At 68.9% G+C, this 22,336-nt stretch carries 23 protein-coding genes; 12 read left to right on the top strand and 11 right to left on the bottom strand.

Features of this window, described 5'->3' with window-relative positions; genetic code table 11:
- Positions 1 to 10: 10 nt before the first annotated feature.
- Genes ACTPOE_RS10925 through ACTPOE_RS10915 form a run of 3 tightly spaced genes read left to right on the top strand, consistent with a single transcriptional unit; the run spans position 11 to position 3,025 of the window.
- On the top strand, positions 11 to 1,207 hold the full coding sequence (locus ACTPOE_RS10925; protein WP_458872215.1) for a CaiB/BaiF CoA transferase family protein: 1,197 nt from the start codon (positions 11 to 13) through the stop codon (positions 1,205 to 1,207).
- On the top strand, positions 1,200 to 2,081 hold the full coding sequence (locus ACTPOE_RS10920) for an HpcH/HpaI aldolase/citrate lyase family protein (protein WP_458872214.1): 882 nt from the start codon (positions 1,200 to 1,202) through the stop codon (positions 2,079 to 2,081). Before ACTPOE_RS10925 ends, ACTPOE_RS10920 begins: the two co-directional genes overlap by 8 nt.
- Positions 2,078 to 3,025 carry a LysR substrate-binding domain-containing protein gene (locus ACTPOE_RS10915; protein ID WP_458872213.1) on the top strand — a complete coding sequence of 316 codons (948 nt, stop codon included), beginning with the start codon at positions 2,078 to 2,080 and terminating at the stop codon, positions 3,023 to 3,025. Before ACTPOE_RS10920 ends, ACTPOE_RS10915 begins: the two co-directional genes overlap by 4 nt.
- Before the next feature lie 25 nt (positions 3,026 to 3,050).
- On the opposite strand, the gene argJ is transcribed toward ACTPOE_RS10915, so the two are convergent.
- The 5 genes from argJ to thiD all read right to left on the bottom strand — a co-directional run bounded on the left by argJ (position 3,051) and on the right by thiD (position 7,861).
- Positions 3,051 to 4,277 (bottom strand): bifunctional glutamate N-acetyltransferase/amino-acid acetyltransferase ArgJ, encoded by a 1,227-nt coding sequence (argJ, locus tag ACTPOE_RS10910; protein WP_458872212.1) that lies wholly within the window; start codon positions 4,275 to 4,277, stop codon positions 3,051 to 3,053.
- Between the two features lie 93 nt (positions 4,278 to 4,370).
- Entirely contained in the window at positions 4,371 to 4,901 is a 531-nt protein-coding gene (locus ACTPOE_RS10905; RefSeq protein WP_458872211.1) for a MarR family winged helix-turn-helix transcriptional regulator, read from the bottom strand.
- A 95-nt stretch (positions 4,902 to 4,996) separates the two neighbouring features.
- Positions 4,997 to 6,277, bottom strand: a complete 1,281-nt coding sequence (gene hemL, locus ACTPOE_RS10900) for a glutamate-1-semialdehyde 2,1-aminomutase (protein ID WP_458872210.1) — start codon at positions 6,275 to 6,277, stop codon at positions 4,997 to 4,999.
- A gap of 26 nt (positions 6,278 to 6,303) precedes the next feature.
- A complete protein-coding gene (gene thiE / locus ACTPOE_RS10895; protein ID WP_458872209.1) occupies positions 6,304 to 7,017 on the bottom strand; it encodes a thiamine phosphate synthase in 714 nt (237 codons plus the stop codon).
- Between the two features lies 1 nt (position 7,018).
- The gene (thiD, locus tag ACTPOE_RS10890; protein WP_458872208.1) at positions 7,019 to 7,861 is read right to left on the bottom strand and encodes a bifunctional hydroxymethylpyrimidine kinase/phosphomethylpyrimidine kinase; all 843 of its coding nucleotides are present in this window, start codon (positions 7,859 to 7,861) and stop codon (positions 7,019 to 7,021) included.
- Between the two features lie 458 nt (positions 7,862 to 8,319).
- Here thiD and ACTPOE_RS10885 point away from each other — a divergent pair, with 458 nt between their 5' ends.
- From ACTPOE_RS10885 to ACTPOE_RS10870, 4 genes are all read left to right on the top strand, one after another.
- Positions 8,320 to 8,484 (top strand): rubredoxin, encoded by a 165-nt coding sequence (locus ACTPOE_RS10885; protein ID WP_043685094.1) that lies wholly within the window; start codon positions 8,320 to 8,322, stop codon positions 8,482 to 8,484.
- Positions 8,485 to 8,566: 82 nt separating this feature from the next.
- Positions 8,567 to 9,163, top strand: a complete 597-nt coding sequence (locus tag ACTPOE_RS10880; RefSeq protein WP_458872207.1) for a YqgE/AlgH family protein — start codon at positions 8,567 to 8,569, stop codon at positions 9,161 to 9,163.
- A 79-nt stretch (positions 9,164 to 9,242) separates the two neighbouring features.
- Positions 9,243 to 9,689, top strand: coding sequence for a Holliday junction resolvase RuvX (ruvX, locus tag ACTPOE_RS10875; protein ID WP_458872811.1), 447 nt, complete (start codon positions 9,243 to 9,245; stop codon positions 9,687 to 9,689).
- Between the two features lie 46 nt (positions 9,690 to 9,735).
- On the top strand, positions 9,736 to 10,479 hold the full coding sequence (locus ACTPOE_RS10870) for a lysophospholipid acyltransferase family protein (protein ID WP_458872810.1): 744 nt from the start codon (positions 9,736 to 9,738) through the stop codon (positions 10,477 to 10,479).
- 51 nt (positions 10,480 to 10,530) lie between these two features.
- On the opposite strand, the gene ACTPOE_RS10865 is transcribed toward ACTPOE_RS10870, so the two are convergent.
- The 6 genes from ACTPOE_RS10865 to mpl all read right to left on the bottom strand — a co-directional run bounded on the left by ACTPOE_RS10865 (position 10,531) and on the right by mpl (position 17,547).
- Positions 10,531 to 11,382 carry a symmetrical bis(5'-nucleosyl)-tetraphosphatase gene (locus ACTPOE_RS10865; protein WP_458872206.1) on the bottom strand — a complete coding sequence of 284 codons (852 nt, stop codon included), beginning with the start codon at positions 11,380 to 11,382 and terminating at the stop codon, positions 10,531 to 10,533.
- The gene (gene lptG, locus ACTPOE_RS10860) at positions 11,379 to 12,554 is read right to left on the bottom strand and encodes an LPS export ABC transporter permease LptG (protein ID WP_458872205.1); all 1,176 of its coding nucleotides are present in this window, start codon (positions 12,552 to 12,554) and stop codon (positions 11,379 to 11,381) included. The genes ACTPOE_RS10865 and lptG overlap by 4 nt, the downstream gene beginning before the upstream one ends.
- A gap of 100 nt (positions 12,555 to 12,654) precedes the next feature.
- Positions 12,655 to 13,365, bottom strand: coding sequence for a monofunctional biosynthetic peptidoglycan transglycosylase (mtgA, locus tag ACTPOE_RS10855; RefSeq protein ID WP_458872204.1), 711 nt, complete (start codon positions 13,363 to 13,365; stop codon positions 12,655 to 12,657).
- Positions 13,362 to 14,240, bottom strand: a complete 879-nt coding sequence (locus tag ACTPOE_RS10850; RefSeq protein ID WP_458872203.1) for an energy transducer TonB — start codon at positions 14,238 to 14,240, stop codon at positions 13,362 to 13,364. The genes mtgA and ACTPOE_RS10850 overlap by 4 nt, the downstream gene beginning before the upstream one ends.
- Positions 14,241 to 14,250: 10 nt before the next feature.
- Entirely contained in the window at positions 14,251 to 16,131 is a 1,881-nt protein-coding gene (locus ACTPOE_RS10845; RefSeq protein ID WP_458872202.1) for a ribonuclease catalytic domain-containing protein, read from the bottom strand.
- Between the two features lie 24 nt (positions 16,132 to 16,155).
- Entirely contained in the window at positions 16,156 to 17,547 is a 1,392-nt protein-coding gene (mpl, locus tag ACTPOE_RS10840; RefSeq protein ID WP_458872201.1) for a UDP-N-acetylmuramate:L-alanyl-gamma-D-glutamyl-meso-diaminopimelate ligase, read from the bottom strand.
- 244 nt (positions 17,548 to 17,791) lie between these two features.
- Here mpl and ACTPOE_RS10835 point away from each other — a divergent pair, with 244 nt between their 5' ends.
- The 5 genes from ACTPOE_RS10835 to ACTPOE_RS10815 all read left to right on the top strand — a co-directional run bounded on the left by ACTPOE_RS10835 (position 17,792) and on the right by ACTPOE_RS10815 (position 22,335).
- Complete coding sequence (locus tag ACTPOE_RS10835; RefSeq protein ID WP_458872200.1) at positions 17,792 to 18,274, top strand: TlpA family protein disulfide reductase; 483 nt, start codon at positions 17,792 to 17,794, stop codon at positions 18,272 to 18,274.
- A gap of 280 nt (positions 18,275 to 18,554) precedes the next feature.
- On the top strand, positions 18,555 to 19,004 hold the full coding sequence (accB, locus tag ACTPOE_RS10830) for an acetyl-CoA carboxylase biotin carboxyl carrier protein (RefSeq protein ID WP_458872199.1): 450 nt from the start codon (positions 18,555 to 18,557) through the stop codon (positions 19,002 to 19,004).
- Positions 19,005 to 19,009: 5 nt separating this feature from the next.
- Positions 19,010 to 20,356 (top strand): acetyl-CoA carboxylase biotin carboxylase subunit, encoded by a 1,347-nt coding sequence (gene accC, locus ACTPOE_RS10825; protein ID WP_458872198.1) that lies wholly within the window; start codon positions 19,010 to 19,012, stop codon positions 20,354 to 20,356.
- An 8-nt stretch (positions 20,357 to 20,364) separates the two neighbouring features.
- Positions 20,365 to 21,279 carry a 50S ribosomal protein L11 methyltransferase gene (gene prmA / locus ACTPOE_RS10820; protein ID WP_458872197.1) on the top strand — a complete coding sequence of 305 codons (915 nt, stop codon included), beginning with the start codon at positions 20,365 to 20,367 and terminating at the stop codon, positions 21,277 to 21,279.
- Positions 21,280 to 21,294: 15 nt separating this feature from the next.
- Positions 21,295 to 22,335 carry a zinc-ribbon and DUF3426 domain-containing protein gene (locus ACTPOE_RS10815; protein WP_458872196.1) on the top strand — a complete coding sequence of 347 codons (1,041 nt, stop codon included), beginning with the start codon at positions 21,295 to 21,297 and terminating at the stop codon, positions 22,333 to 22,335.
- The last annotated feature ends 1 nt before the right edge of the window (position 22,336 follow it).

The following is a 22,336-nucleotide window of genomic DNA, read 5'->3' as shown; positions in this document are numbered from 1 at the left end:
AGGCGAATCGATGGAAACTTTTGATCCGGCGCGCGAAGGCCCGTTGAAGGATGTACGGGTCCTGGATTTGTCCCGCCTGGTCGCGGGCAACATGCTGACCCTGTTCCTCGCCGATTTCGGGGCGGACGTCATCAAGATCGAGCGCGAGGGCAAGGGCGACGACCTGCGCAGCTGGCGCGAGGCCGACGAGGCCATCTACTGGAAGGTCTACGGGCGCAACAAGCGGTCCATGGTCCTCGATCTGAAATCCGAGGAAGGTCTGTCGCTGCTCAGGCGCCTGGCGCGCCATGCCGATGTGCTGGTCGAGAACTTCGTGCCGGGCGGCCTCGAAAAGATGGGCCTGGCGCCCGGGGCGCTGCTGGAGATCAACCCGCGCCTGGTGATCGTGCGGGTGTCCGGCTGGGGGCAGACCGGGCCGTTCAGTCACAAGCCAGGGTTTGGCACGCTGGTCGAGGCCATGTCGGGGTTCGCCTACCTGAACGGCTATGCCGACAAGCCTCCCGTATTGCCGCCGCTCGCGCTCGCCGACATGATCGCCGGCATCTACGGCGCCGCCGGCGTTCTGACCGCCTTGCGCGTGGCCGAACGGGAAGGCAAGGGCCAGGTGGTGGACTTGTCTCTGTTCGAGCCGATCTTTTCCTTCATTTCCTCCGAGGCCCTGAAATCCAGCCTGACCGGACAGCCCACCATGCGTTCGGGCAACCAGTCCACGCATACCGCGCCGCGCAATGTCTACGAGTGCGGGGACGGCAAGCATGTCGCCATGTCGGGATCCATGCAGTCGATGGCGATGCGCATCTTCGATACCATCGGCCGGCCGGATCTCAAGGAGGATCCCCGGTTCGCCACCAACGACGCGCGCGTGCGCAACCGCGATGAGCTCGACGCCATCATCGGGCAGTTCATCCGCGGGCGCACGCAGCGGGAAAACCTGGACCTGTTCGAGCGGGCCGCCGTCACCGTCGGACCGGTCTGCTCGGTGGCCGATCTGATCGGCCATCCCTACATCGAGGGCCGGCAGGCGATCGTATCCCTCGAGGACGCCGACCTGGGCGAAATCAAGGCCCACAACATCATTCCCCGACTGAGCGCCACGCCGGGGGCATTCCGCCGTCCCGCGCCCGTCCTGGGCGAGCACACCCGCGAGATCGTCGATGCCCTAGAACGCCTGGAAGCCGAGTCCGGCCACCGGAGGTCCCATGCTTGAGATGAAATACTGGCGCTCGATCCTGTTCGTCCCGGCGACCAGTGACCGCTTCGTGGAAGGCGCCCTGCGACGGCCCGCCGACGTGCTGCAGATCGATCTCGAAGACAGCGTGGCGCCGGACGAGAAGGAACTTGCCCGCGGGCGCGTCCGGACGATCGCCGGCCGGTTCGCGCAGGCGGGCTATGGGGTGGCTGTCCGGATCAACCGGCCCTGGCGCCTGGCGGTGCGGGACATCGAGGCGTCCGTCTGCGAGGATGTCGCGGTGCTGACCCTGCCCAAGGTGCCCGACGCATCCTGTGTCCGGTTCGTCGGAGAGATCCTGGACGCCTGCGAAGTCGAGCAGGGACTGCCCGTCGGCCACACTCGGCTGATCGCCATGGTGGAGGATCCCGAGGGGTTGGCGAACATGGGGGCGATCGCCGCGGCCAGCCCGCGCATGTACGGCATGATCGTGGGCGCCGAGGATCTCGCGGTCAGCATGCGGATGGCGGTCGGCGACGATTCCCTGTACATTCCCAATGTCATGGCGGTGGCGGCGTGCCGCCGGGCCGGCATCACGCCGATCGGGTTCGTGGGGTCCGTCGCCGATTTCGCCGATCCTGACGATTTCCGCGGCCGGATCCGGCGCGCGCGCGCCCTGGGATTCGATGCGGCGTTCTGCATCCACCCCAGACAGGTTGAAATCGTCAATGAGGCCTTCCTTCCCGACGCAGCAGAAGTGGACGAGGCACGGCAATTGATCGCCGAATTCGAGGCCCAGATGGCTCAGGGTCGCGCCGCATGCACGTTCAAGGGGCGGATGGTCGACCTGCCCGTGGTGCTGCGAGCCCGCCAGCTCCTCGGGCGTCATCACGCGTATTTCCCCCCCGGATGAACCTGCGCCAGCTTTCCTATTTCATCGCCGTCGCCGATCATCGGTCCATCATCAAGGCGGCCGAGGCGCTGCACATTTCCCAGCCGTCGGTCAGCACGCAGATCAAGTTGCTCGAAGAGGAGCTCGAGGTCCAGTTGTTCGAGCGCAGGCAGGATGGCACCATCCTGACCCCGGAGGGCAAGGAGTTCCTGGGGTACGCGCGCAGCGCCCTGGATACCCTGGCGGCCGCGAAAGCGGCCCTGAGGTCGCGGCAGGTTACCGAGGTCGGTTCCGTGACGGTCGGCATCCCCGGTTCCCTGAGCACCATGCTGAGCCTGCCGCTGATCGAGCAGGTGCGGCGCCAGTGCCCCAACATCGCGATCAAGGTCGTCACCGGCCTCTCGGGCCATCTCTCCAAATGGATCATGGACGGCACGCTCGATTTCGGTCTCGTCTACATCGATGCGCCGGTCCTGGGGCTGGACCTGGAATTGCTCATGAAGGAGCATCTGTTCCTGGCCGTCGGCGAAAAGAATTCGGCGGAAATCCGGCGGCAGTCCGTCCGGGGGGACCTCGCCTTTGCCGACATGCGCCATACTCCGCTGGTCATGCCCAGCCGCGAACACGGCCTGAGGGCGTTGGCCGAGAAAGTCGCCGCGGGCGTCGGCCTGAAGCTCGACGTGCGTACCGAACTGGACGCATCCGAACTGCTGGTGCAGTGGGTCCTGCGGACGTCCGACGCGACCATTCTCTCTCTGGCCGCCCTGCAGGGGACCCGGCTGCGCGAGGGCGAACTCTATACCGCCCACATCGTCGATCCAGTGATCGAGCGCCGGATATCCCTGGCCTACGCTTCGGACCGGCCGCTTACGCGCACGGCGAGGCGCGTCGAGATGATCCTGCGGGATCTGCTCAAGGCCAAGTCGCGCGAGGGCTGGTGGAAGTTCGCGGAGATCAACGAATGAGACGGCATGGCCTGCGCCGCCGCCTCTACGACCGGTAGTCCGCGTTGATGCTGACGTACTCGTGCGAGAAGTCGCAGGTGTACACCGTGTCGGCCACGTCGCCGCGTCCCAGGGCGACGCGTACCAGGATCTCGGATTCCTTCATCACGCGCTGGCCGTCTTCCTCGCGGTAGCCGGGGTCGCGGCCGCCTTGCGAGGCCACGCGCACGTCGCCCAGCCACAGCGTCAGCTTCGAGACGTCCAGGTCTTCGACGCCGGCGTAGCCGATGGCCGCCAGGATGCGGCCCAGGTTGGGGTCGGAGGCGTAGAAGGCGGTTTTGACCAGCGGCGAGTGGGCGATGGCGTAGGCGATCTTCAGGGCTTCGTCCGTGGAGGCGGCCTGCTCGACGCGGATGGTCATGAATTTCGTCGCGCCCTCGGCGTCGCGCACGATCTTCTGGGCCAGGTCGCGGGCGGCGGCCGTGAGGGCCTCGGCCAGGACGGCGAAGCGCGGATCCTGCTCGGATTCGATGCGCGCGCCGCTGGCGCCGGTCGCGATGAGGATGAAGGAGTCGTTGGTGGAGGTGTCGCCGTCCACCGTGATGCGGTTGAAGGACTGGTCGGCGATGCGTCCGGCCAGGCCGCGCAGCAGCGCGGGCGGCAGGCCCGCGTCCGTGCCCAGGAAGCCCAGCATGGTCGCCATGTTGGGGCGGATCATGCCGGCGCCCTTGCTGATGCCTGTGATCGAGACCTGGGTGCCGCCCAGGTCGATCCGGGTGGAGTGGATCTTGGGCTGGGTGTCCGTGGTCATGATGCTGTGGGCCGCCTGGAACCAGTGGTCCGGGCGGGCGTCGTCCAGGGCGGCCGGCAGGCCGGCGATCAGGCGGTCCACGGGCAGCGGTTCCAGGATGACCCCGGTGGAGAAAGGCAGGATCTGCTCCGGCGCGGCGCCCAGCCGGTCAGCCAGGGCGCGGCAGGTGTCATGGGCGGCCCGCAGGCCGGGTTCTCCGGTGCCCGCGTTGGCGTTGCCGGTGTTGATGACCAGGGCGCGGATGCCGGCGCCGGCGGCCAGGTGCGCTTCGCTGACCTGGACCGGCGCGGCGCGGAAGCGGTTGCGCGTGAAGACCCCCGCCACCGAGGTCCCTTCGTCCAGCAGCAGGACGGTCAGGTCGCGACGTCCGGCCTTGCGGATGCCGGCCTCGGCCGTGCCGATGCGGATGCCGGGAATCGGGTGGATGGCGTCTTGCGCCGGGATGATCAGGTTGATGGCCATGGCGAGGGAGTCCGGAGGCGGTAGGGTTCGTCGGCAAAAAAACAGCCCCCATTCTATGCCGAATGGGGGCGTGGGGGATGCCGCGCGCGGGGGTCAGATCGCCGGCAGGCGCGCGTAGGTGGATTGCTTCAGGTCGCCCAGGAGCTCGAACAGCGCCGTGCGCGCGTTCGGCGCCAGGCCGCCCAGCAGGGACTGGATCCACGAGGCGTGCGCCCGCTGCATGCGGCGGTGGTAGCGGCGGCCTTTCAGCGTCAGGCGGATCAGCGAGCTGCGGCGGTCGGTGTCGTCCTTCAGGCGTTCGACCAGGCCGTCTTTTTCGAGCTGGTCGGTGATGCCGGTGATATTGCCGTTGGTGACCATCATCAGACGGGACAGCTCGCTCATTTTCAGGCCCTTGGGGGCGTGGGTGAGCTGGGACATCAGGTCGAAGCGCGGCAGCGTGGTCTGGAATTCCGCGCGCAGACGGCTGCGCAATTCGTTTTCGATCAGCGTGCAGCAGCTGAGCATGCGCAGCCACAGGCGCAGGTCCTGCGGCTCCTGGCCGGTGGCCTGGGTTTCGAGATCCGGCACCGGAGGGGTGACGGAAGGATGCTGGGTAGCGACGTATTGAGTGTAGTCGGTCATGACGCGCCTCCGGGCGGACTTGATCAGAGCGTCCCCAGTTTAGGGAACCGCCGGAGGCGTGTCCTTGTCCTGCGTCAAGAAACTTGAAGTTCGGATTATTTAAGCCGGGCGAAGACCCGGTCGGCCGCGTCCAGCGTCGCCTGGATGACGGCGTCGTCGTGGGTGGCCGAGACGAAGCCGGCCTCGAAGGCCGAGGGTGCGAAATGCACGCCTTCGGACAGCATGCCGTGGAAGAAGCGCTTGAAAGCGTCGATGTCGCAGGCGGAGACCTCGGCCAGGCTGGTCGGCACCGTGTCGCGGAAGTACAGGCCGAACAGGCCGCCCTGCCAGTCGCCGCTGAAGGCCACGCCGTGGCGCCGCGCGCGTTCGACCAGGCCCTGGATCAGCAGGCCGGTCTGCCGGTGCAGGGCGTCGTAGAAGCCCGGCTCGGCCAGGCGGCGCAGGGTGACACGCCCGGCGGCGACCGCCACCGGATTGCCCGACAGCGTGCCCGCCTGGTAGACCGTGCCCAGCGGCGCGATGCCGGCCATGATGTCGCCACGGCCGCCGAAGGCGCCCACCGGCATGCCGCCGCCGATGATCTTGGCCAGCGTCGTCATGTCGGGCGTGACGCCGCACAGGCCCTGCATGCCCTGTGGGCCGACGCGCAGCCCGGTCATGACCTCGTCGAAAATCAGGACGGCGCCGTGGCGGGTGCACAGGGTGCGCAGGCCTTCGAGGAAGCCAGGCGCCGGACGCACCAGGTTCATGTTGCCGGCGATCGGCTCGACGATGATGCAGGCGATGTCCTCGGGGTACTGGGCGAAGGCGGCCTCGACGGCGGCCAGGTCGTTGTAATCGAGCACCAAGGTGTGCTGGACGAATTCGGGCGGTACGCCGGCCGAGGTGGGGTTGCCGAAGGTCAGCATGCCCGAGCCGGCCTTGACCAGCAGGCTGTCGGCGTGACCGTGGTAGCAGCCTTCGAACTTGATGATCTTGGGCCGGCCAGTATGGCCGCGCGCCAGCCGGATCGCCGACATGGTGGCCTCGGTGCCGGAACTGACCAGGCGCACCTGTTCGATCGAGGGGATGCGCTCGATGATGGCCTCGGCCAGATCGATTTCGGCCTCGGTCGGCGCGCCGAAGGACAGGCCGTCCACGGCGGCGGCCTGCACGGCGGCGACGACTTCGGGATCGGCGTGGCCCAGGATGGCGGGACCCCAGGAACCGATGTAGTCGATGTAGCGGGTGCCTTCGGCGTCCCACAGAAAGGGGCCCCGGGCGCGCTGGATGAAGGGCGGGGTGCCGCCTACGGAGCGGAAGGCGCGCACGGGGGAGTTGACGCCGCCCGGGATGGCGCGGCAGGCGCGTTCGAAGAGTTCTGTGTTGCGGGACATGGCAGGATTCCGGTTGCTGCGGGGTTTCAGGAAAGATCGGTGTCGAACAGGGCGGCGCAGCGCCGCGCGGCGGCGCGGATGTCGGGGGCGTCGAACAGGGCGCTGATGACGGCGATGCTGTCGGCGCCCGCCTGGATCACGGGGGCGGCGTTGTCGGGGGTCATACCGCCGATGGCGACGACCGCCGCGCGCCGCATCCTCCCGGAGGGCGCCTTGCCGGTCATCCCGCTGGCGGGCGCGCCGTTGATGTGTGCTTCGGCCAGGACCCGGCCGGCGCGGACGTGACCCAGGGTGGCGCGCGCGGCGTCGGGCTTGATACTGGACGGATACATCGCGCCGAAGGCGATGTAGTCGGCGTTTTCCCTCAGCCGTCGGGCGGCCAGTTCGGGCTGGTCGTAGCAGGAACAGCCGATCAGCTTGTCTGAGCCCAGCGCCAGGCGTGCCTGGGCGACGGCGCCGTCGTCCTTCCCCAGATGGGCGCCGTCGGCGTCCAGGTCGGCCGCCAGTCGCCAGTCGTCGTTGACGATCAGGACCAGGCCCAGCCGCAGGCACAGGTCGCGGACCGCGTGGGCCTGGGCGCGCAGGTCGGCCGGGGCGCCGTGCTTGCGGCGCCATTGCAGAGCGGTCATGCCGCCCGCGTGGGCCTGTTCGATGGCGGCCAGCAGGCGGTCAGTGTCGGCCCAGTCCGGCGTGACGCCGTACAGGCCGCGCGGGAACAGGGGCGTATCCGGTGCGTTCATGCTACCCCCTCGGTGCCGCGTGCAGCAGGATGCGCTGTCCCATGCCGGGGTGGAAATGCCGGTCCAGCAGGGCGGTGGAGGCGGCCACCGCCTGGGAGACGGCCTCGGCCGGGTCGAGCCCGCGGGCCAGCAGGCAGCACAGCACCGTGGCCAGCAGGCTTTCGGCGTCGCCCGTGCGCACGCGCGGAGCGGGCCAGGGCCAGCGGCGGCCGGCCTCGTCCCGCGTGTGCAGGATCAGGCCGTTCAGCCCGGGTCCGAGCGCCGCATTGCAGCACAGGACGAGCGGCGCGCCGAACTCGTGCAGGGCGCCGATCGGATCGTCGGCCCGTGCGGAGGACAGCAGGCCTTGGCCAGCCCATTGTTCCGGCAGGCGGGCGTCGACGACGACGAGATGTGCCTGGGGCACCAGCAATTCGAGCAGCGCGCCGACGGTTTCCTCTGGATCCAGGTCTTCCAGGTCAGGCACCGGCGGCGGCGCGCACAGTTGCAGCACCAGGGGCAGGGCGCTGTAGTCGGCCGCGATTTGCGCCAGCGTCGAGATGGTCTCGGGATCGTATTGCGGGCCGATCTTCAGGGCGCCGATGGCCATGTCTTCCAGCAGGCATCGGGCCTGGTCGTCGATCAGTTCGGGAGCCAGCCGCTGGATGGTCTCGGTGCCGGCGGTGTCCTGAACGTGGATGGCGGTGGCCACCGAACCCGCGTGCGCGCCCAGACCGGCGCAAATGACCGCGTCGATGGGCAGGTGACTGGCTCCGCTGGGATCGAACGGGCCGAAAATCAAGGGTAGGGGGACGGAAGGGGAATCGGGCGCGGACATGATGGCGGAAAGGAAGCCGGTCGCCATGGCCGGCGGTTTGTGTACTATGGCATCCATTCTAATGGATGAGGCCGGACACAGGTCAGTCCCCGCGGACTGACCTGTGCCTGCCGAATCCGAGCCGCTTGCAAGCGGCGAGGTGGAGAGCTGCCACGGTTGGAGATGCCCCGTGCCTGCCGAATCCGAGCCGCTTGCAAGCGGCGAGGTGGAGAGCTGCCACGGTTGGAGATGCCCCGTGCCTGCCGAATCCGAGCCGCTTGCAAGCGGCGAGGTGGAGAGCTGCCACGGCCGGAGATGCCCTGTGCCTGCCGAATCCGAGCCGCTTGCAAGCGGCGAGGTGGAGAGCTGCCACGGTTGGAGATGCCCTGTGCCTGCCGAATCCGAGCGCCCTGCAAGGCGCGAGGTGGACACGCAACGCTGCGGACGGCCCGAAGCCGCAGATGCATGCGACGCGAGGATTTTTTCAAAGATAGGATTTCATTGCCATGCGAACCTGGATGTGCCTGATCTGCGGCTGGATCTATGACGAGGCGGCCGGCTTTCCGGAAGACGGGATCGCGCCCGGCACGCGCTGGGAGGACGTGCCACCCAACTGGGTCTGTCCCGAATGCGGCGCCCGGAAGGAAGACTTCGAACTGATCGAAATATGATCCCCGACGATCCGTTCGTGATTCGGCCCGTTTCTGATACTCTAGCGTCATGGGCCGCGGGGCCGGACTACAGGGGATTGCCATGACGAAAGTACCGCATGCTTCCGACACCGGTTCGCGCATCGACCTGTCCCGGCAGTTCCTGCTGGCCATGCCGGGAATGGTGTCGGGCGAACTGGCCAATACCGTGATCTATGTCTGCGAACACACGGAACACGGCGCGCTGGGGCTGGTGATCAACCGGCCCACCGATCTCACGATCGGCGACCTGCTGCAGCGCATCGACCTGCCCCTGTCGCTGGAAATCGGTCCGGTGCGGGAATCGCCGGTCTTCTTCGGCGGGCCGGTGCAGACCGACCGAGGCTTCGTGCTGCACGTGCCGCGCGGCAAGTACAGTTCCAGCATCGAACTCGGGAACGACGTGGCGTTGACCACCTCACGCGACGTGCTCCAGGATGTCGCCGCCGGCCACGGTCCGGCCCGGCTGCTGGTGACGCTGGGCTATGCCGGCTGGGGCGCGGGCCAGCTGGAAGACGAACTCGCCCGCAACGCCTGGCTGAACGTGCTGTCGTCCAACGACATCCTGTTCGACACGCCCGCCGAGGACCGCTACGACGCCGCCCTGGCCCAGCTCGGCATTCGCGCCTCGATGCTGGCCAGCGACGCGGGCCATGCCTGACCACGTGCCAAAGCGCCAGTCTTGCCCTTCAGGGCAAGATCAAGCGAGGCCATTCCTATCCGGTGCCGAAGGCACCCCCATTGGGTGGCGGAAGAACTCCGGCCCCCGGGCCGGAGTTCTTCAATCCGAGCAGACGCTGCTGGCCTTCGATTTCGGCCTGAAGAAAATCGGCGTGGCGCTGGGCAATACCCTGACGAACCAGGCGCGTCCGCTGTGCATCCTGACGCCGGCCACACGCGAGCAGCGCTTCGCCCAGGTCGGCGCCCTGCTGGCCGAATGGCAGCCCGACCGGGTGGTCGTGGGCCTGCCCCTGACGCTGGATGGAGGCGAGCAGCCCGCTTCGGGGCACAGCCGCCGCTTCGCGCACCAGATCGAGGGCCGTTTCCGCGTGCGCGTCGTGCTGGTGGACGAGCGCGGTTCCAGCCTGGAAGCCCAGCGCATCCTGGGCACCCACGCGCCCGATGACGCCGTGGCCGCCGCCGTGATCTTGCAGCGCTATCTCGACGACCCGGCCCGGACGGCTTGATCTTCGGCCGGGTATGATGGGCGCCATTGCCCATTCCGGGCGGAGGATGCCGGTGGCGCCGTTTCTTTTCCTGTTCCGTTTCGTCTGCGTGTCGGTCTGGATCCTGCTGGGTCTGCTGATCGAGTTGGTCGTGTTCCCGGGCCTGAGCCGCGCAGGGAGGCGCCGGGTCGTGGGCGCATGGTCCCGGGGGCTGCTGCGGTTGTGCGGGATCCGAGTGCGCCGCCAGGGCGAGCCCGTGACGCGGGGCGCCGTTCTGTGGGCGGCCAATCATGTGTCCTGGGTCGATATCTTCGTGCTCAACGGCGTGCGCACGACGTCCTTCGTGGCCAAGAGCGACATCCGGCGCTGGCCGGTGATCGGACTGCTGGTGGCATGGGCGGGCACGCTGTTCATCGACCGGCGCCACAGGCACGCGGTGCGTGCGGCCGGCCGCCAGATGCGCGCCTGCTTCGACCGGGGCGACGCCGTAGGGCTGTTCCCCGAGGGCACGACCACGGACGGTTCTGACGTGCTGCCCTTTCATGCGGGCCTGTTCGATGCCGCCGTGCGGGCCGGCGTGCCCACGCAACCGGTGGCGCTGCGTTTTCTGAAGCGCGGGCGATGGGCGCCGGAGCTGGCCTTCGTCGGTGAGCAGACCCTGGTGGCGAATCTGTGGTTCCTGCTCGGGGCCCGGGGCGTGTCGGTCGAATGCGTCTTCCTGGCGCCGATCCCCGCGGCGGACGTTCAGGTGCGGGGAGAACTGGCGCATCGCGCGCGTGCCGCCATCCGTGCGGCCGTGCTGGGTGAATGAGCGCGGGCCGGCTCTGACGGAAATCGCGGGACGCGATGTCCTCGCGCAGCCTCAGCGGCAGGCGGCGCAGTCCTGCTGGATGATGCGGTGGTCGCGCAGCCGCAGCGCGGTCAGCGAGCGCCCCCAGACGCAGCCGGTGTCCAGGCAGATCGCGTCCGGGCGGATGAGCAGTCCAAGGGCGGACCAGTGGCCGAAAACCACCGGCTCGGCCGGATCGCGCCGCCCGGGGATCTCGAACCAGGGCACCAGGCCCGGCGTGGCGTGGGGTTCGCCTTTGTGGTGGAAGTTCATGCGGCCGTCTTCGGCATGGCAGACCCGCATGCGGGTCAGGGCGTTGACGATCACCCGCATGCGGTCCGGCCCTCGCAGGGTGTCGTCCCATTGCAGGGGTTCCTCGCCGTACAGGTCGTGCAGGGCGGGATGCCAGTCGGGCCGGCGCAGGGCGGCCTCGATCTCGCCCGCCAGGGTCTGGGCCTGGTCCAGGGTCCAGGCGGGCAGGATGCCGGCGTGCACCAGGACGTGGCCCCGGTCGCGCACCAGCAGCGGCCGATGACGCAGCCAGTCGATCAGTTCGGCGGCGTCGGGCGCGTCCAGGACGTCCTGGATCGTATCGGATCTGCCGGGCGGGCGCACGCCGGCAACCACGGCCAGCAGGTGCAGGTCGTGGTTGCCCAGGATGGCGCGGGCTCGGAGGCCGAGAGAACGGATCAGGCGCAGCGCGCCCAGGGAATCGGGGCCGCGGTTGACCAAGTCCCCGGCGAACCACAACTCGGTGTCGGGGCGGGAAAGCTCGGGATGGGCCAGCAGGGCGCGCAGGGCGCCCGCGCAGCCCTGGACGTCGCCGATGACCCAGACGTCGCCCCGGGAATCGCCCGCCGCCGGGGCTGTTCCGGAAAATGTCATGCGGGGCTCCGCTGGAGTCGGCGCTGGCGCAGCCACAGGGACAGCGGGTGGCGGTGCTCCATGCCCAGCAGGGCCAGCAGGGCGGCCGCCTGGCCGGCCAGGCTGGGCACCAGGGCCGTGGCCCAGGGCGGCCAGTCGCCCAGCATGCCGGCGTTCAGGGCCAGCTGGTTGAGCATGAAGAAGCCCACCCCCAGGATGATGCCGGCGAAGACCTTGAGGCCGACTCCGCCCCGGCGCGTCTGCATGAAGCCGATCGGCGCGGCGATGGTGACCATGACCAGCAGAGTGAAGGGATAGGCGATCTTGCGCCACAGGGCGACTTCCTGACGGCTGGCCTCCAGTTGGTTGTTCTTCAGGTAGCGGATGTAGTCCAGCAGGTCCGAGATCGCCATGCGTTCGGGCGTCAGGATGCGGGCGATCAGGCGTTCGGGCGTGAGCGAGGTGGGGATGCTGCGCTCGTCCAGGCGGACGAGTTCGCTGATGGGCGCATCGGGGATGCGGGCGTCGGCCAGGGCGCTGGCCGACTGCGGGTGGATGCGGGTCTCGGTCAGGTCGCGCAGCACCAGACGTCCCTGTTCGAACTGGCCGTTGGCGGCCTGGACGACGTCACGCAGCGTATCGTCCGGCGCGAATTCGTAGAGCACCACGTCGTCGACCCGGCCCTGGCCGGTGAGCTGGCCGATGTTGATGATGCGGGTGCCGCCCTGGTCGTCGGCTTCCTTGAACCAGTAGCCACTGGACAGACGGCCGCCGTCGGTCCGGCCCAGCAGCGCCAGGCGGGATTCGCTGCCGCGCAGTTCAGCCGCCGGCGTGATGAATTCCGACAGGATGAAGGCGCCCAGCACCAGCGGGATCGTGATCAGCCACAGGGCGCCCAGCAGGCGCATGCCGCTGACGCCGGAAGCCCGCAGGATGGTGAGCTCGTTGCGCTGCGCCAGCCCCGCGAGCGCCAGCACCGCGCCGATCAGCAGGCCGATGGGCAGCAGTTCGTACAAATGGTTGGGGAGGTCCAGGGCCTGCAGGTAGAACAGGTTCAGCAGAGTCAGGCGCTGGCCGACCTTGTCCAGGCCCTCGATCAGCGCGAAGAACATGAAGAGGCCCACCAGAGCCACCAGGACGACGGCGGTCGAACGGTAGATTTCGCGGGCGATGTAGCGTCGTGCCGTGCGCATGGAGGAAAATGCGGTGGAAACCTCAATAGTACCCTGAACGGCGGCGAAGGCCGGAACCGCGCGCCGTGCCGGCGCCCATCTCTCCCGGGGCACGTCCCGCCTACGGGGCTGCGACCTGCGACATGCGCGCGCGTACGGTGGCCGCATGCGACCGCAGAAAGGCGGTGGCGCCGTGGCGGTCGTAGTAGGCCGGGTTGGGCAGCATGGCGGCCAGTTGCGCGGCCTGGCCGGACGACAGGCGTGCCGCGTCCGTGCGGAAGTAATGCCGGGCGGCGGCCTGGGCGCCGAAGGTGGCGGCGCCCCACTGAGCCACGTTCAGGTAGAGTTCCAGGATGCGGCGTTTGCTCATGACCGCCTCGATCATGTAGGTCAGGATCAGTTCCTGGCCCTTGCGCAGGTAGTTGCGTGAATTCGACAGGAACAGGTTCTTGGCCAGTTGCTGGGTGATCGTGGATCCGCCGCGCCGCCGTGAGCGGCCCAGGTCGGCCTGGCGCTGGTTGTAGCTCCAGGCCTTGCGGATGGCGTCCCATTCGACTCCGTCGTGATCCATGAAGCCGCTGTCCTCCGAGGCAATCACGGCGCGTTTCAGGTTCGGGCTGATGCGCTCGTAGGGCACCCACTCGTGCACCAGCCTGGCCTGGGGATCCTCGGCCCGCAGGGTGTTGAGCGTGTCCTGCATGATGGGAGTGTTGGCGGGGTTGCGGAAGTTGAACCAGACCACCATGCCCAGCAGGCCGATCTGGTACAGGAAGGCCGCGCACAGCGCCGCCAGCAGGGCGGTGGTGATGATCTTCCGGCCCGGCGCGCTCATGGCGCCCCTGTGTCCAGACCGTCGCGGGTGAAGTGCCAGGTCCGCGTGATGGCCAGGATGTCGGTGTGCCGCGCCAGTTCCGGCGGCAACGGGTCGAAGGGCGCGGCCAGTTCGATGATGCGCCGGGCGGCACCGTTCAGGACGGCCTGGTTCGAGGGGCGGTCGAACTGGATGTGGTCCAGGCTGCCGTCGCGCCGGATGTAGACGGTCAGTTGCAGGTCGCCGTAGATGCGGCCGCGCGCCTCGGGCGGGTAGTGCTGCGTGCCGATCAGTTCGATGCGCTGGCGCCAGGCCTCCACATAGCGGGCGTCGTCCGAGGCCCGGGCCGATGGGGCGGTGAAGGTCTGCCGGGGCAGGGCGTTGTAGCGTTCGATGCGCTCTTTCAGGGCGGCGATGCGGGCACTGAGCACCAGGCTGTCCTGCTGGCGGTCGTCCTCGCCCGGGTCGGCGCTGCGTCCCAGCAGTTCCTGGGACGGCCGGGCCGCGGCGACCGTGTCCAGGGATTCCAGTTGCGTCAGCAGGCGGCGCTGTTCGGCCTCGAGTTCGGCCTGCCGCCGCCGCAGGGCGGCCAGCACGGTCTCCTCGGCGCTGTCGTCGGTGGTCCGGGGCAGGGGGGAAGAGGCCATCCCCCGCGCCTGGTCGCCGCCGCCGTCCAGGTTCTGCTGGGCCAGCGCCTGGGGATTCAGGGGCGCCTGTTCGCTGCGGCTGTTGACCAGGGTGACTTCGAGCGTGGACGACTGCGTCGCCGGCTGCTCGGGCAGGACGCGCCAGGCCAGCAGCGCCGCGTGCGAGGCCAGGGACAGCAGCAGGGCCGCCGCCATGCGGCCTCGGCCCTCATGCCGGCGCTCCAGCAGTTGCAGCGGCAGCGTGTCCATGGCGTCCCCCTCAGCCTGTTTCCCGCAGGCGGAATTCGACTTCCAGTCCGATCTCGTCGTAGCCCAGGATATCCAGCCGCACTTCCTCGCCACGTTCGAACTCGGGCAGGCCGTTGATGCGGGTGACGAAGGGCGCGCAGGCCAGCCGGACCAGGTTCTCCCGCAGCACATGGGCCCGGACTTCCTTCAGCCCCTGCTGCCGCATCCAGCGGATGCACCAGTAGCGTTCCATCGAGGACTGGAATTCGCCCCACAGTGTGTATTGCGAGTCGAAGGCGCCGATCAGGGCGTACAGGTCCGCGTCCTTGGGCTTGAAGGGCGCCGCCAGGCGCGCGGAGACGCCGTGCTCGGCCGCCGCCAGGATCTGGCCCTGGTTGACCAGGTCCACGTAGCGGCGCAGCGGCGAAGTCGACCAGATGTACTGCGGCACGGCGATGGATTCGTGCGGCAGCGCCTGGGTGGACATGCGGGTGCGTCCCATTTGCTGGGACCGGTAGATGCCGGGTACGCCGTGGCGGGCCAGCAGCGCGCCCCATTGCGTGTTGGCGAGGATCATGTATTCGGCCACCAGCCGGTCCAGCGGGGCGTTGCGCTGGCGCGGCACCAGGCGGACGATCGAGTCCGGGTCGCCGGGCGGGCCATCGATCTCGAAGCTGTATTCGATGCGGTCGTTGTTTTCCGGCTTGCCGCGCACGCGGTCGCGCACGGCGCACAGCGCCTGGGCGAATTGCCACAGGGGGCGCAGCCAGTGGCCGTGCGGCAGGGGTGCGTCGGGGTCGGCCAGCGCAGCCTCCGTGACGTCGCCGCCGATCAGGCCGTGGCGCAGGTTGGCGGTCACCCGGATGCGTTCCAGACGGGTTTCGGTGTCCAGGATCTCGCCGTCTTCCAGGCGGCCGGTGACGTACAGCGACAGGGCCGGGCGCCACTGGCCTTCGTCCAGGGAAAAGGCGGCGATCAGCTCGGGCGACAGCATGGGGATCTTGTCGCCCGGCATATAGACGGTGGACATGCGCGCGCGCGCCTGCTCGTCCAGGGTGCCGCCGCGCGTGACAGCCAGGGCCGGCACGGCGATGTGGATGCCGACGCGGACCGTGCCGGGCGCGGGAATCGAGACCGACAGGGCGTCGTCGATCTCGGTGGTGCTGGCGTCGTCCAGGGAATAGGCCTCGATCTCGGCCTGCGGCAGGTCCGCGCCCCAGCCCTGGATCTCCACGGGCGGCCAGGCTGTGCCGCGGGGGAAGTGGGCCGACAGGAACCGGTCGCGCATCATGGCCAGGGGATGGGGCCAGACGCCCAGCGACAGCAGCAGCCGTTCGGGGCTGATGCCCGAGCGCTGCACGGCGGCGTCGAAGGCTTTCCATTCCAGGGTGTTCTTGTCGGGCCGGTCCAGGAAGGTGGCGGCGACGGGCCGCAGGGCTTCGGGCAGCGTGCCCGCCAGCATGGCCTCGGTCCATTCGTCCTGCAGTTCGGCCTGGCGGCGTTTTTTCTCGATGGCGGCCAGGGCGGCCTGCAGAATGTCGGGCGGCGCGGGACGGAAGGCGCCCTTGCCGCGCCGGTGGAAGTGGGCCGGCGCCGCCGACAGGGCCAGAATCGTGGCGGTCTTTTCCACCGCGTCGGGCGTGTGGCCGAAGTAGTCCTCGGCCAGGGCGGCGGCCTCGAATTCCTGCTGCGGCGCGCATTCCCACAGGAAGCCGGCGTCCAGCGTGGCCGCCAGGGCCTCGGCGGCGGGCAGCAGGCCGTCGGGGGACGGTCGTTCGAAGGTGAACAGCACGGCGTTGCGCTTGATCTTGCTGCGCTTGCCGCTGGCCGACTCGACCTGCAGCGAGGTGTCGGCTTCGGAGAAAATGGTTTCGGCCTTGAGTTTGCCGGCGTCTTCGTAGAGAACGTGCATAAATGAGAGAAGGGACCGCGGGGTTCAGTGGGGGGACCGGAGGCGCCGCCGCGCCAGCCGGTCGAGCAGGGTCTGGTGGATGTCGCCGAAGCTGCCGTTGCTCATGACGAGCACCTGGTCGCCGGGCTGCGCCACGTCGCAGACGGCGTCGGCCAGGGCGTCCAGATCGTCGCCCGTCCACAGGCGTTCGCCCAGGGAGGCCAGCACCTGCCGGGGATCCCAGCCCAGGGCGTGCCGGCCCTGGGTGGCGCCGTGGCAGAAGACCATGTCGGCGCCGGCCAGCGCTTCCGGCAGCCGGGCGGCCATCGTGCCCAGCTTCATGGTGTTGGAGCGCGGTTCGATCACCGCCAGGATGCGGATTTGGGGGCCGACGCGGCGGCGCAGGCCGTCCAGCGTCGTGGCGATGGCGCTGGGGTGGTGGGCGAAATCGTCGTAGACGGCCACACCATCCTGCGTGCCGCGCAGTTCCAGGCGACGGCGCACGCCCTGGAAGCGGTTCAGGGCGGCGATGCCGTCTTGCGCCGAGATGCCGGCATGGCGGGCGGCCGCCAGGGCCGCCAGCGCGTTGGCCTGGTTGTGGGCGCCGGCGAGCGACCAGTCCAGCACGCCGACCGGCTGGCCCCGGTGCAGGATGCGGCAGCGACGGCCGTCATCCGTTTCCGGTTCCGCCCGCCAGTCGCCGCCGGGACCGAAGGTCTCGACCGGAGTCCAGCAGCCGCGCGCCAGGACGCGGTCCAGGGCGTCGCCTGCCGCCGGGCGGACGAGGTGCCCGGACGCCGGGACGGTGCGTACCAGGTGATGAAATTGGGTCTCGATCGCGGCCAGGTCGGGGAAGATGTCGGCGTGGTCGTATTCGAGGTTGTTCAGGATGGCGGTGCGGGGCCGGTAGTGGACGAACTTCGAGCGTTTGTCGAAGAAGGCCGTGTCGTATTCGTCGGCCTCGATCACGAAGTGGCGGCGGGCGGGGTCGTAGCGGGCCGAGACGCCCAGGTCCGGCGCCACGCCGCCGATCAGGAAATTGGCGGGCTCGCCGGACTGTTCGAGGATCCAGGCCAGCATGGCGCTGGTCGTGGTCTTGCCGTGCGTGCCCGCCACCGCCAGGACGTGCTGGCCGCCCAGGACGTGGTCGGCCAGCCATTGCGGGCCGGACGTGTAGGGCAGGCCGAGGTCCAGGATGGCCTCCATCAGCGGGTTGCCCCGGCTGACGACGTTGCCGACCACGTACAGGTCCGCGCCCAGGCCGGTCTGGCTGGCGTCGAAGCCCTCGATCAGGTCGATGCCCTGTTCGCGCAGCTGCGTGCTCATGGGCGGGTAGACGCCCGCGTCGCAGCCGGTGACCCTGTGGCCCGCCGCGCGGGCGATCAGGGCCAGGCCGCCCATGAACGTGCCGCAGATTCCCAATATATGTACGTGCATCGCATCCTCCGGCCTGTATTGTAAGGTTGTAAGGACCCGATGCTATGATGAGCCGGTATCACTGGATGGACGGCGTTTTTTACCGTCGGGCCGCCCCAAGGTAAAAACGTCCCCTCGGGGGGATGAGCCAGGACACGAGATTATTTCGAGCCTGACGAATCCGGGCAGCATGCAGGCTGCGAGGTGGATGTAAGCCCGAAGGGCGCAGCGTGGGGGCATTTCTCAAATGGATAGGCGGAATTTCTTGTGCACGGCTTCCCTGGCGGCGCTGGGGCTCGCGGGCGGGGTGCGCGGTGCGGGGGCCTCGATCCTGCCGGCCGACCCGGTGTTCGGGCGTTCGTTCGCCGATCTGCAGGGGCGCGACCAGGCCCTGTCGGCCTACGTGGGACGGCCGGTGCTGATGAATTTCTGGGCCAGCTGGTGCGCGCCCTGCGTGCGCGAGATGCCTCTGCTCGAGACCTTGCACCAGCGCTATCCCGACCTGGCCCTGCTCGGGCTGGCCATCGATACCCGGGCCAACGTCGAGCGCTTCCTGCAGAAAGTCCAGGTGTCCTACCTTCTGCTGCTGACCGGCACCCAGGGGATCCCGCTGATGCGGGAACTGGGCAACAAGGGCGGCGGTCTGCCGTTCACCTTGCTGTTCGACCGCGGGGGCCGCGTTGCCGATTCGATCATGGGCGAACTCGATCCGGACGACATCGAGAGGCGCCTGGGCCAGATACTCTAAGTTTCAATACTCAGCTTGCGGCTCCTCGCGGGGCCTGTTTTTATGGACAAATCGGCGGTTTTAGCGTAAAAAAGCGCTTTGAAGGGTACCCCCATACCCAGGATCAGGCGGCTTCGGGCAGTAACCGAAGACTGCCCGCTGGCAGCAGCAACACATGTGGCCGTCGTGGATTCTCCCCGCATCGTCGGGGTCGGACCGACGGCGTATTTGTTTTCGCCGCCCGGATCCGATCATCGGACGGCCCCCTCATGCGCGGGCCAGCACACAGGAATTTATCGTCATGGATCTCCGAAAACTGAAAACGCTGATCGACCTGGTGGCCGATTCGGGCATCGCCGAACTGGAAATCACCGAGGGCGAAGGCAAGGTCCGCATCGTCAAGTTCTCCCAGACCGTCGCGGGCGCTCCGGCGGTCGTGGCCGCCGCGCCCGCCCAGGTCGTGGCGGCGGCTCCCGCCGCCGCGCCGGCCGCCGCGCCGGTGCCGGCCGCCCCGCAAGGTCACCAGGTCAAGGCGCCCATGGTGGGCACGTTCTATCGTTCGCCCAATCCGAACGCGGCGGCCTTCGTCGAGGTCGGGCAGGCCGTCAAGGAAGGCGATCCCCTGTGCATCATCGAGGCGATGAAGCTGCTGAACGAGATCGAGGCCGACAAGTCCGGCGTGATCAAGGAAATCCTCGTCGAGAACGGCGAGCCGGTCGAGTACGGCCAGCCCCTGTTCATCATTGCCTGAGCGCCATGTTCGAAAAAATCCTGATCGCCAATCGCGGTGAAATCGCCCTGCGGGTCCTGCGCGCCTGCCGCGAACTGGGCGTCAAGACCGTGGTCGTGCACTCCGAGGCCGACCGAGAGGCCAAATACGTGCGCCTGGCCGACGAATCCGTTTGCATCGGGCCCGCCACGCCGCGCGACAGCTACCTGAACATGCCGGCGCTGATCTCGGCCGCCGAAGTCACCGATGCCGAGGCCATCCACCCCGGCTACGGCTTTTTGTCGGAAAATGCCGATTTCGCCGAGCGGGTCGAGAAGAGCGGCTTCGTCTTCATCGGGCCGCGCCCCGAAAGCATTCGCACCATGGGCGACAAGGTCAGCGCCAAGCAGGCGATGATCGCCGCCGGCGTGCCGGTCGTGCCGGGCTCGGGCGGCGCGCTGCCCGACGATCCCAAGGAAATCCGGCGCATCGCCGCCGAGGTCGGCTATCCGGTCATCATCAAGGCCGCGGGCGGCGGTGGCGGGCGCGGCATGCGGGTGGTCTACACCGAGGCCGCCCTGCTCAACGCGGTGGCCATGACGCGCACCGAGGCCGGCGCCGCCTTCAACAACCCCGAGGTCTACCTGGAGAAATTCCTGGAGAACCCTCGTCACATCGAGATCCAGGTGCTGGCCGACGGCGAAGGCAAGGCCGTCTGGCTGGGCGAGCGCGATTGCTCCATGCAGCGCCGCCACCAGAAGATCATCGAAGAGGCGCCCGCTCCGGGTATCGACCGCGCTCTGGTCGAGCGCATCGGCGAGCGCTGCGCCGAGGCCTGCCGGCAGATGCGCTATCGCGGCGCCGGCACCTTCGAATTCCTGTACGAGAACGGGGAATTCTTCTTCATCGAGATGAACACCCGTATCCAGGTCGAGCACACGATCACCGAAATGATCACCGGCATCGACCTGGTTCAGCAGCAGTTGCGCATCGCCGCCGGCGAGAAGTTCACCCTGCGCCAGCGCGACGTCCATCTGCGCGGCCATGCGATCGAGTGCCGGATCAATGCCGAGGATCCCTACAAGTTCACGCCCAGCCCGGGCAAGATCACCAACTGGCACACGCCGGGCGGTCCGGGCGTGCGCATGGATTCGCACGTGTTCACCGGCTACACCGTGCCGCCTTTCTACGACTCGATGATCGCCAAGCTCATCACCTATGGCGACGATCGCCTCCAGGCGATCATGCGCATGGACATCGCTCTGTCGGAAATGATCGTCGAGGGAGTGCACACCAATATTCCGCTGCACCGCGAGTTGATGCAGGATGCCCGGTTCGTCGAAGGTGGCACCAGCATCCACTACCTCGAACAGAAGCTCGCCGCGCGCGCCTGAGGTCCGGCATGCGAGAGCTGGTGCTGAACTGCGCGGAAAACCAGGCCGAGGCCTGGTCCGACGCCTTGCTGGAAGCCGGCGTCCTGTCTGTGTCGGTCGAGGACGCCGACGGCGACACGGAGCATGAACAGGCGCTGTTCGGCGAACCGGGCACGGAACCCGAGGTCCTGGCCTGGCGGCGCAACCGCCTGGTGGCCCTGCTGGCCGATGGTGACGATCCCGCCCTGCTGCTGGCCGCGCTGGACGGCCTGGCCGGGCCGGCGCCTGGCGCGGACGACTGGTTCCTGCGCGACGTGCCGGATGCCGACTGGGTGCGCCTGACGCAGTCCCAGTTCGGTCCCATCGTGGTGAGCGAGCGCATCTGGATCGTGCCGAGCTGGCACCGGGATGATGCGGGCCTGCCTTCGGCCGGGGCTCGGGATGGCGTCGTACGCATCGAGCTCGACCCTGGACTGGCCTTCGGCACCGGCAGCCATCCCACCACGCACCTGTGTCTGGAATGGCTGGCGGCCCATCTGCAAGGCGGCGAGACTGTGCTGGACTACGGCTGTGGTTCCGGCATCCTGGCGATCGCCGCGCGCCTGCTGGGCGCCGGTCCGACCCGGGGTGTGGACATCGACGAGCAGGCGGTGCTGGCCACGGCCCGCAATGCGGCCGCCAACCGCGTGGACGTCCAGGCTTGCCCGCCGGACGCCCTGCCCGCCGGAACCAGCCAGGTGGTGGTCGCCAACATCCTGTCCAATCCGCTCAAGCTCCTGGCTCCGATGCTGGCCGCCCGGGTCGCCCCCGGCGGCCGGCTGGCATTGTCCGGCGTGCTGGAACGCCAGGCCGACGAGGTCCGCCGGGCCTACGAGCCTCATCTGCCCCTGCGGGTCTGGGCGGCCCGCGACGGCTGGGTCTGCCTGGCGGGGCGCAAGGCCTGACGGGGTGCGACGGTGATGGACCTGACCACGCGCTGCCCGAAATGCGGGACTGTGTTCCAGGCGGGCCTGTCGGATCTGCAATTGCGCAAGGGCTATATCCGTTGTGTGCAATGCGCTCATATCTTCGACGGCTATGCCGAGGTGGTCTCGGATACCGGGTCCGAAACGACGTCCGCGCCGCGTCCGGTCGCCGCGCCCGAACCGCCCGCCGTCTCGCCGCCGCAGGTGATCCGCAGCGGCCGGCCTCCGGCGCCGTCCGATCCCGCGCCCGCGTTCCGCATCGGCGTGGCGCCCTGGCCCGACGACCGGCCCGAGCCCCGGATCGGGGAAGCGGCGGGACGGGCCGACCCGCGTCCTGTCGAGGAGATACTGGCCGATGACGGGTGGGTGCCCGATCCCGGCGGCAAGCCGGCCTTCGGCCGGGGCGAGCCGCCCGCCCAGGAGGCGCCCTTCGTGGTCGAGCCCCGGCCAGGCCATCGCAGCCAGGGCGGGTCCGCAGCCCCCTTGCTGCGGGACGAGGGTGCCCTGGGCTGGTGGGATGCTCTGGTGCGTTTCTGTGCCCGGCTGCTGTTCGTCCTGCTGCTCCTCCTGCTGGCCGCGCAGGCTGTCTACGTCTACCGGGCCGGCATCGCCCGGATGGTGCCGGCCCTGCGGCCCGCGCTCGAACGGGCCTGCGGGCCGCTGCGCTGCCAGGTGCCCTATGCCCGGGACATCGCCCGGATCGCCATCACGGGCTCCGCGCTCAAGGCGGCCGATGCCGACGCCATGGCGGATCGGCCCGCCAGCGCCCAGGAACCCGCCGAGCAGCATTTCGTGCTGCACGCCACCCTGCGCAATCAGGCCGAGCAGCCGCAGGAATGGCCCACCCTGGTCCTGGACCTGAAGGACGCCGCAGGCACGCTGCTGGTGCGCCGCAATCTCTCGCCCGCCGACTACCTGGGCCCGGCCCGCGCCGCCAGGCCCTTCGCCGCCCGTAGCGAGATCCTGGTGCGCATTCCCCTGACCCTGAGCGGCGTCCGCATCAACGGCTACCAGCTCGATCTCTTCTATCCCTGAA

The sequence above is a fragment of the Castellaniella sp. WN genome (genome assembly GCF_054457555.1).
Note: the sequence above shows the minus strand (reverse complement) of the source record. Positions and strands in the feature narration are given on the sequence as shown.

Excerpts from the sequence above, each read along its gene's own strand:
- ACTPOE_RS10925 (WP_458872215.1), top strand. The coding sequence starts at position 11 with ATGGAAACTTTTGATCCGGCGCGCGAAGGCCCGTTGAAGGATGTACGG.
- ACTPOE_RS10920 (WP_458872214.1), top strand. The coding sequence starts at position 1,200 with ATGCTTGAGATGAAATACTGGCGCTCGATCCTGTTCGTCCCGGCGACC.
- ACTPOE_RS10915 (WP_458872213.1), top strand. The coding sequence starts at position 2,078 with ATGAACCTGCGCCAGCTTTCCTATTTCATCGCCGTCGCCGATCATCGG.
- argJ (WP_458872212.1), bottom strand. The coding sequence starts at position 4,277 with ATGGCCATCAACCTGATCATCCCGGCGCAAGACGCCATCCACCCGATT.
- ACTPOE_RS10905 (WP_458872211.1), bottom strand. The coding sequence starts at position 4,901 with ATGACCGACTACACTCAATACGTCGCTACCCAGCATCCTTCCGTCACC.
- hemL (WP_458872210.1), bottom strand. The coding sequence starts at position 6,277 with ATGTCCCGCAACACAGAACTCTTCGAACGCGCCTGCCGCGCCATCCCG.
- thiE (WP_458872209.1), bottom strand. The coding sequence starts at position 7,017 with ATGAACGCACCGGATACGCCCCTGTTCCCGCGCGGCCTGTACGGCGTC.
- thiD (WP_458872208.1), bottom strand. The coding sequence starts at position 7,861 with ATGGCGACCGGCTTCCTTTCCGCCATCATGTCCGCGCCCGATTCCCCT.
- ACTPOE_RS10885 (WP_043685094.1), top strand. The coding sequence starts at position 8,320 with ATGCGAACCTGGATGTGCCTGATCTGCGGCTGGATCTATGACGAGGCG.
- ACTPOE_RS10880 (WP_458872207.1), top strand. The coding sequence starts at position 8,567 with ATGACGAAAGTACCGCATGCTTCCGACACCGGTTCGCGCATCGACCTG.
- ACTPOE_RS10870 (WP_458872810.1), top strand. The coding sequence starts at position 9,736 with ATGCCGGTGGCGCCGTTTCTTTTCCTGTTCCGTTTCGTCTGCGTGTCG.
- ACTPOE_RS10865 (WP_458872206.1), bottom strand. The coding sequence starts at position 11,382 with ATGACATTTTCCGGAACAGCCCCGGCGGCGGGCGATTCCCGGGGCGAC.
- lptG (WP_458872205.1), bottom strand. The coding sequence starts at position 12,554 with ATGCGCACGGCACGACGCTACATCGCCCGCGAAATCTACCGTTCGACC.
- mtgA (WP_458872204.1), bottom strand. The coding sequence starts at position 13,365 with ATGAGCGCGCCGGGCCGGAAGATCATCACCACCGCCCTGCTGGCGGCG.
- ACTPOE_RS10850 (WP_458872203.1), bottom strand. The coding sequence starts at position 14,240 with ATGGACACGCTGCCGCTGCAACTGCTGGAGCGCCGGCATGAGGGCCGA.
- ACTPOE_RS10845 (WP_458872202.1), bottom strand. The coding sequence starts at position 16,131 with ATGCACGTTCTCTACGAAGACGCCGGCAAACTCAAGGCCGAAACCATT.
- mpl (WP_458872201.1), bottom strand. The coding sequence starts at position 17,547 with ATGCACGTACATATATTGGGAATCTGCGGCACGTTCATGGGCGGCCTG.
- accB (WP_458872199.1), top strand. The coding sequence starts at position 18,555 with ATGGATCTCCGAAAACTGAAAACGCTGATCGACCTGGTGGCCGATTCG.
- accC (WP_458872198.1), top strand. The coding sequence starts at position 19,010 with ATGTTCGAAAAAATCCTGATCGCCAATCGCGGTGAAATCGCCCTGCGG.
- prmA (WP_458872197.1), top strand. The coding sequence starts at position 20,365 with ATGCGAGAGCTGGTGCTGAACTGCGCGGAAAACCAGGCCGAGGCCTGG.
- ACTPOE_RS10815 (WP_458872196.1), top strand. The coding sequence starts at position 21,295 with ATGGACCTGACCACGCGCTGCCCGAAATGCGGGACTGTGTTCCAGGCG.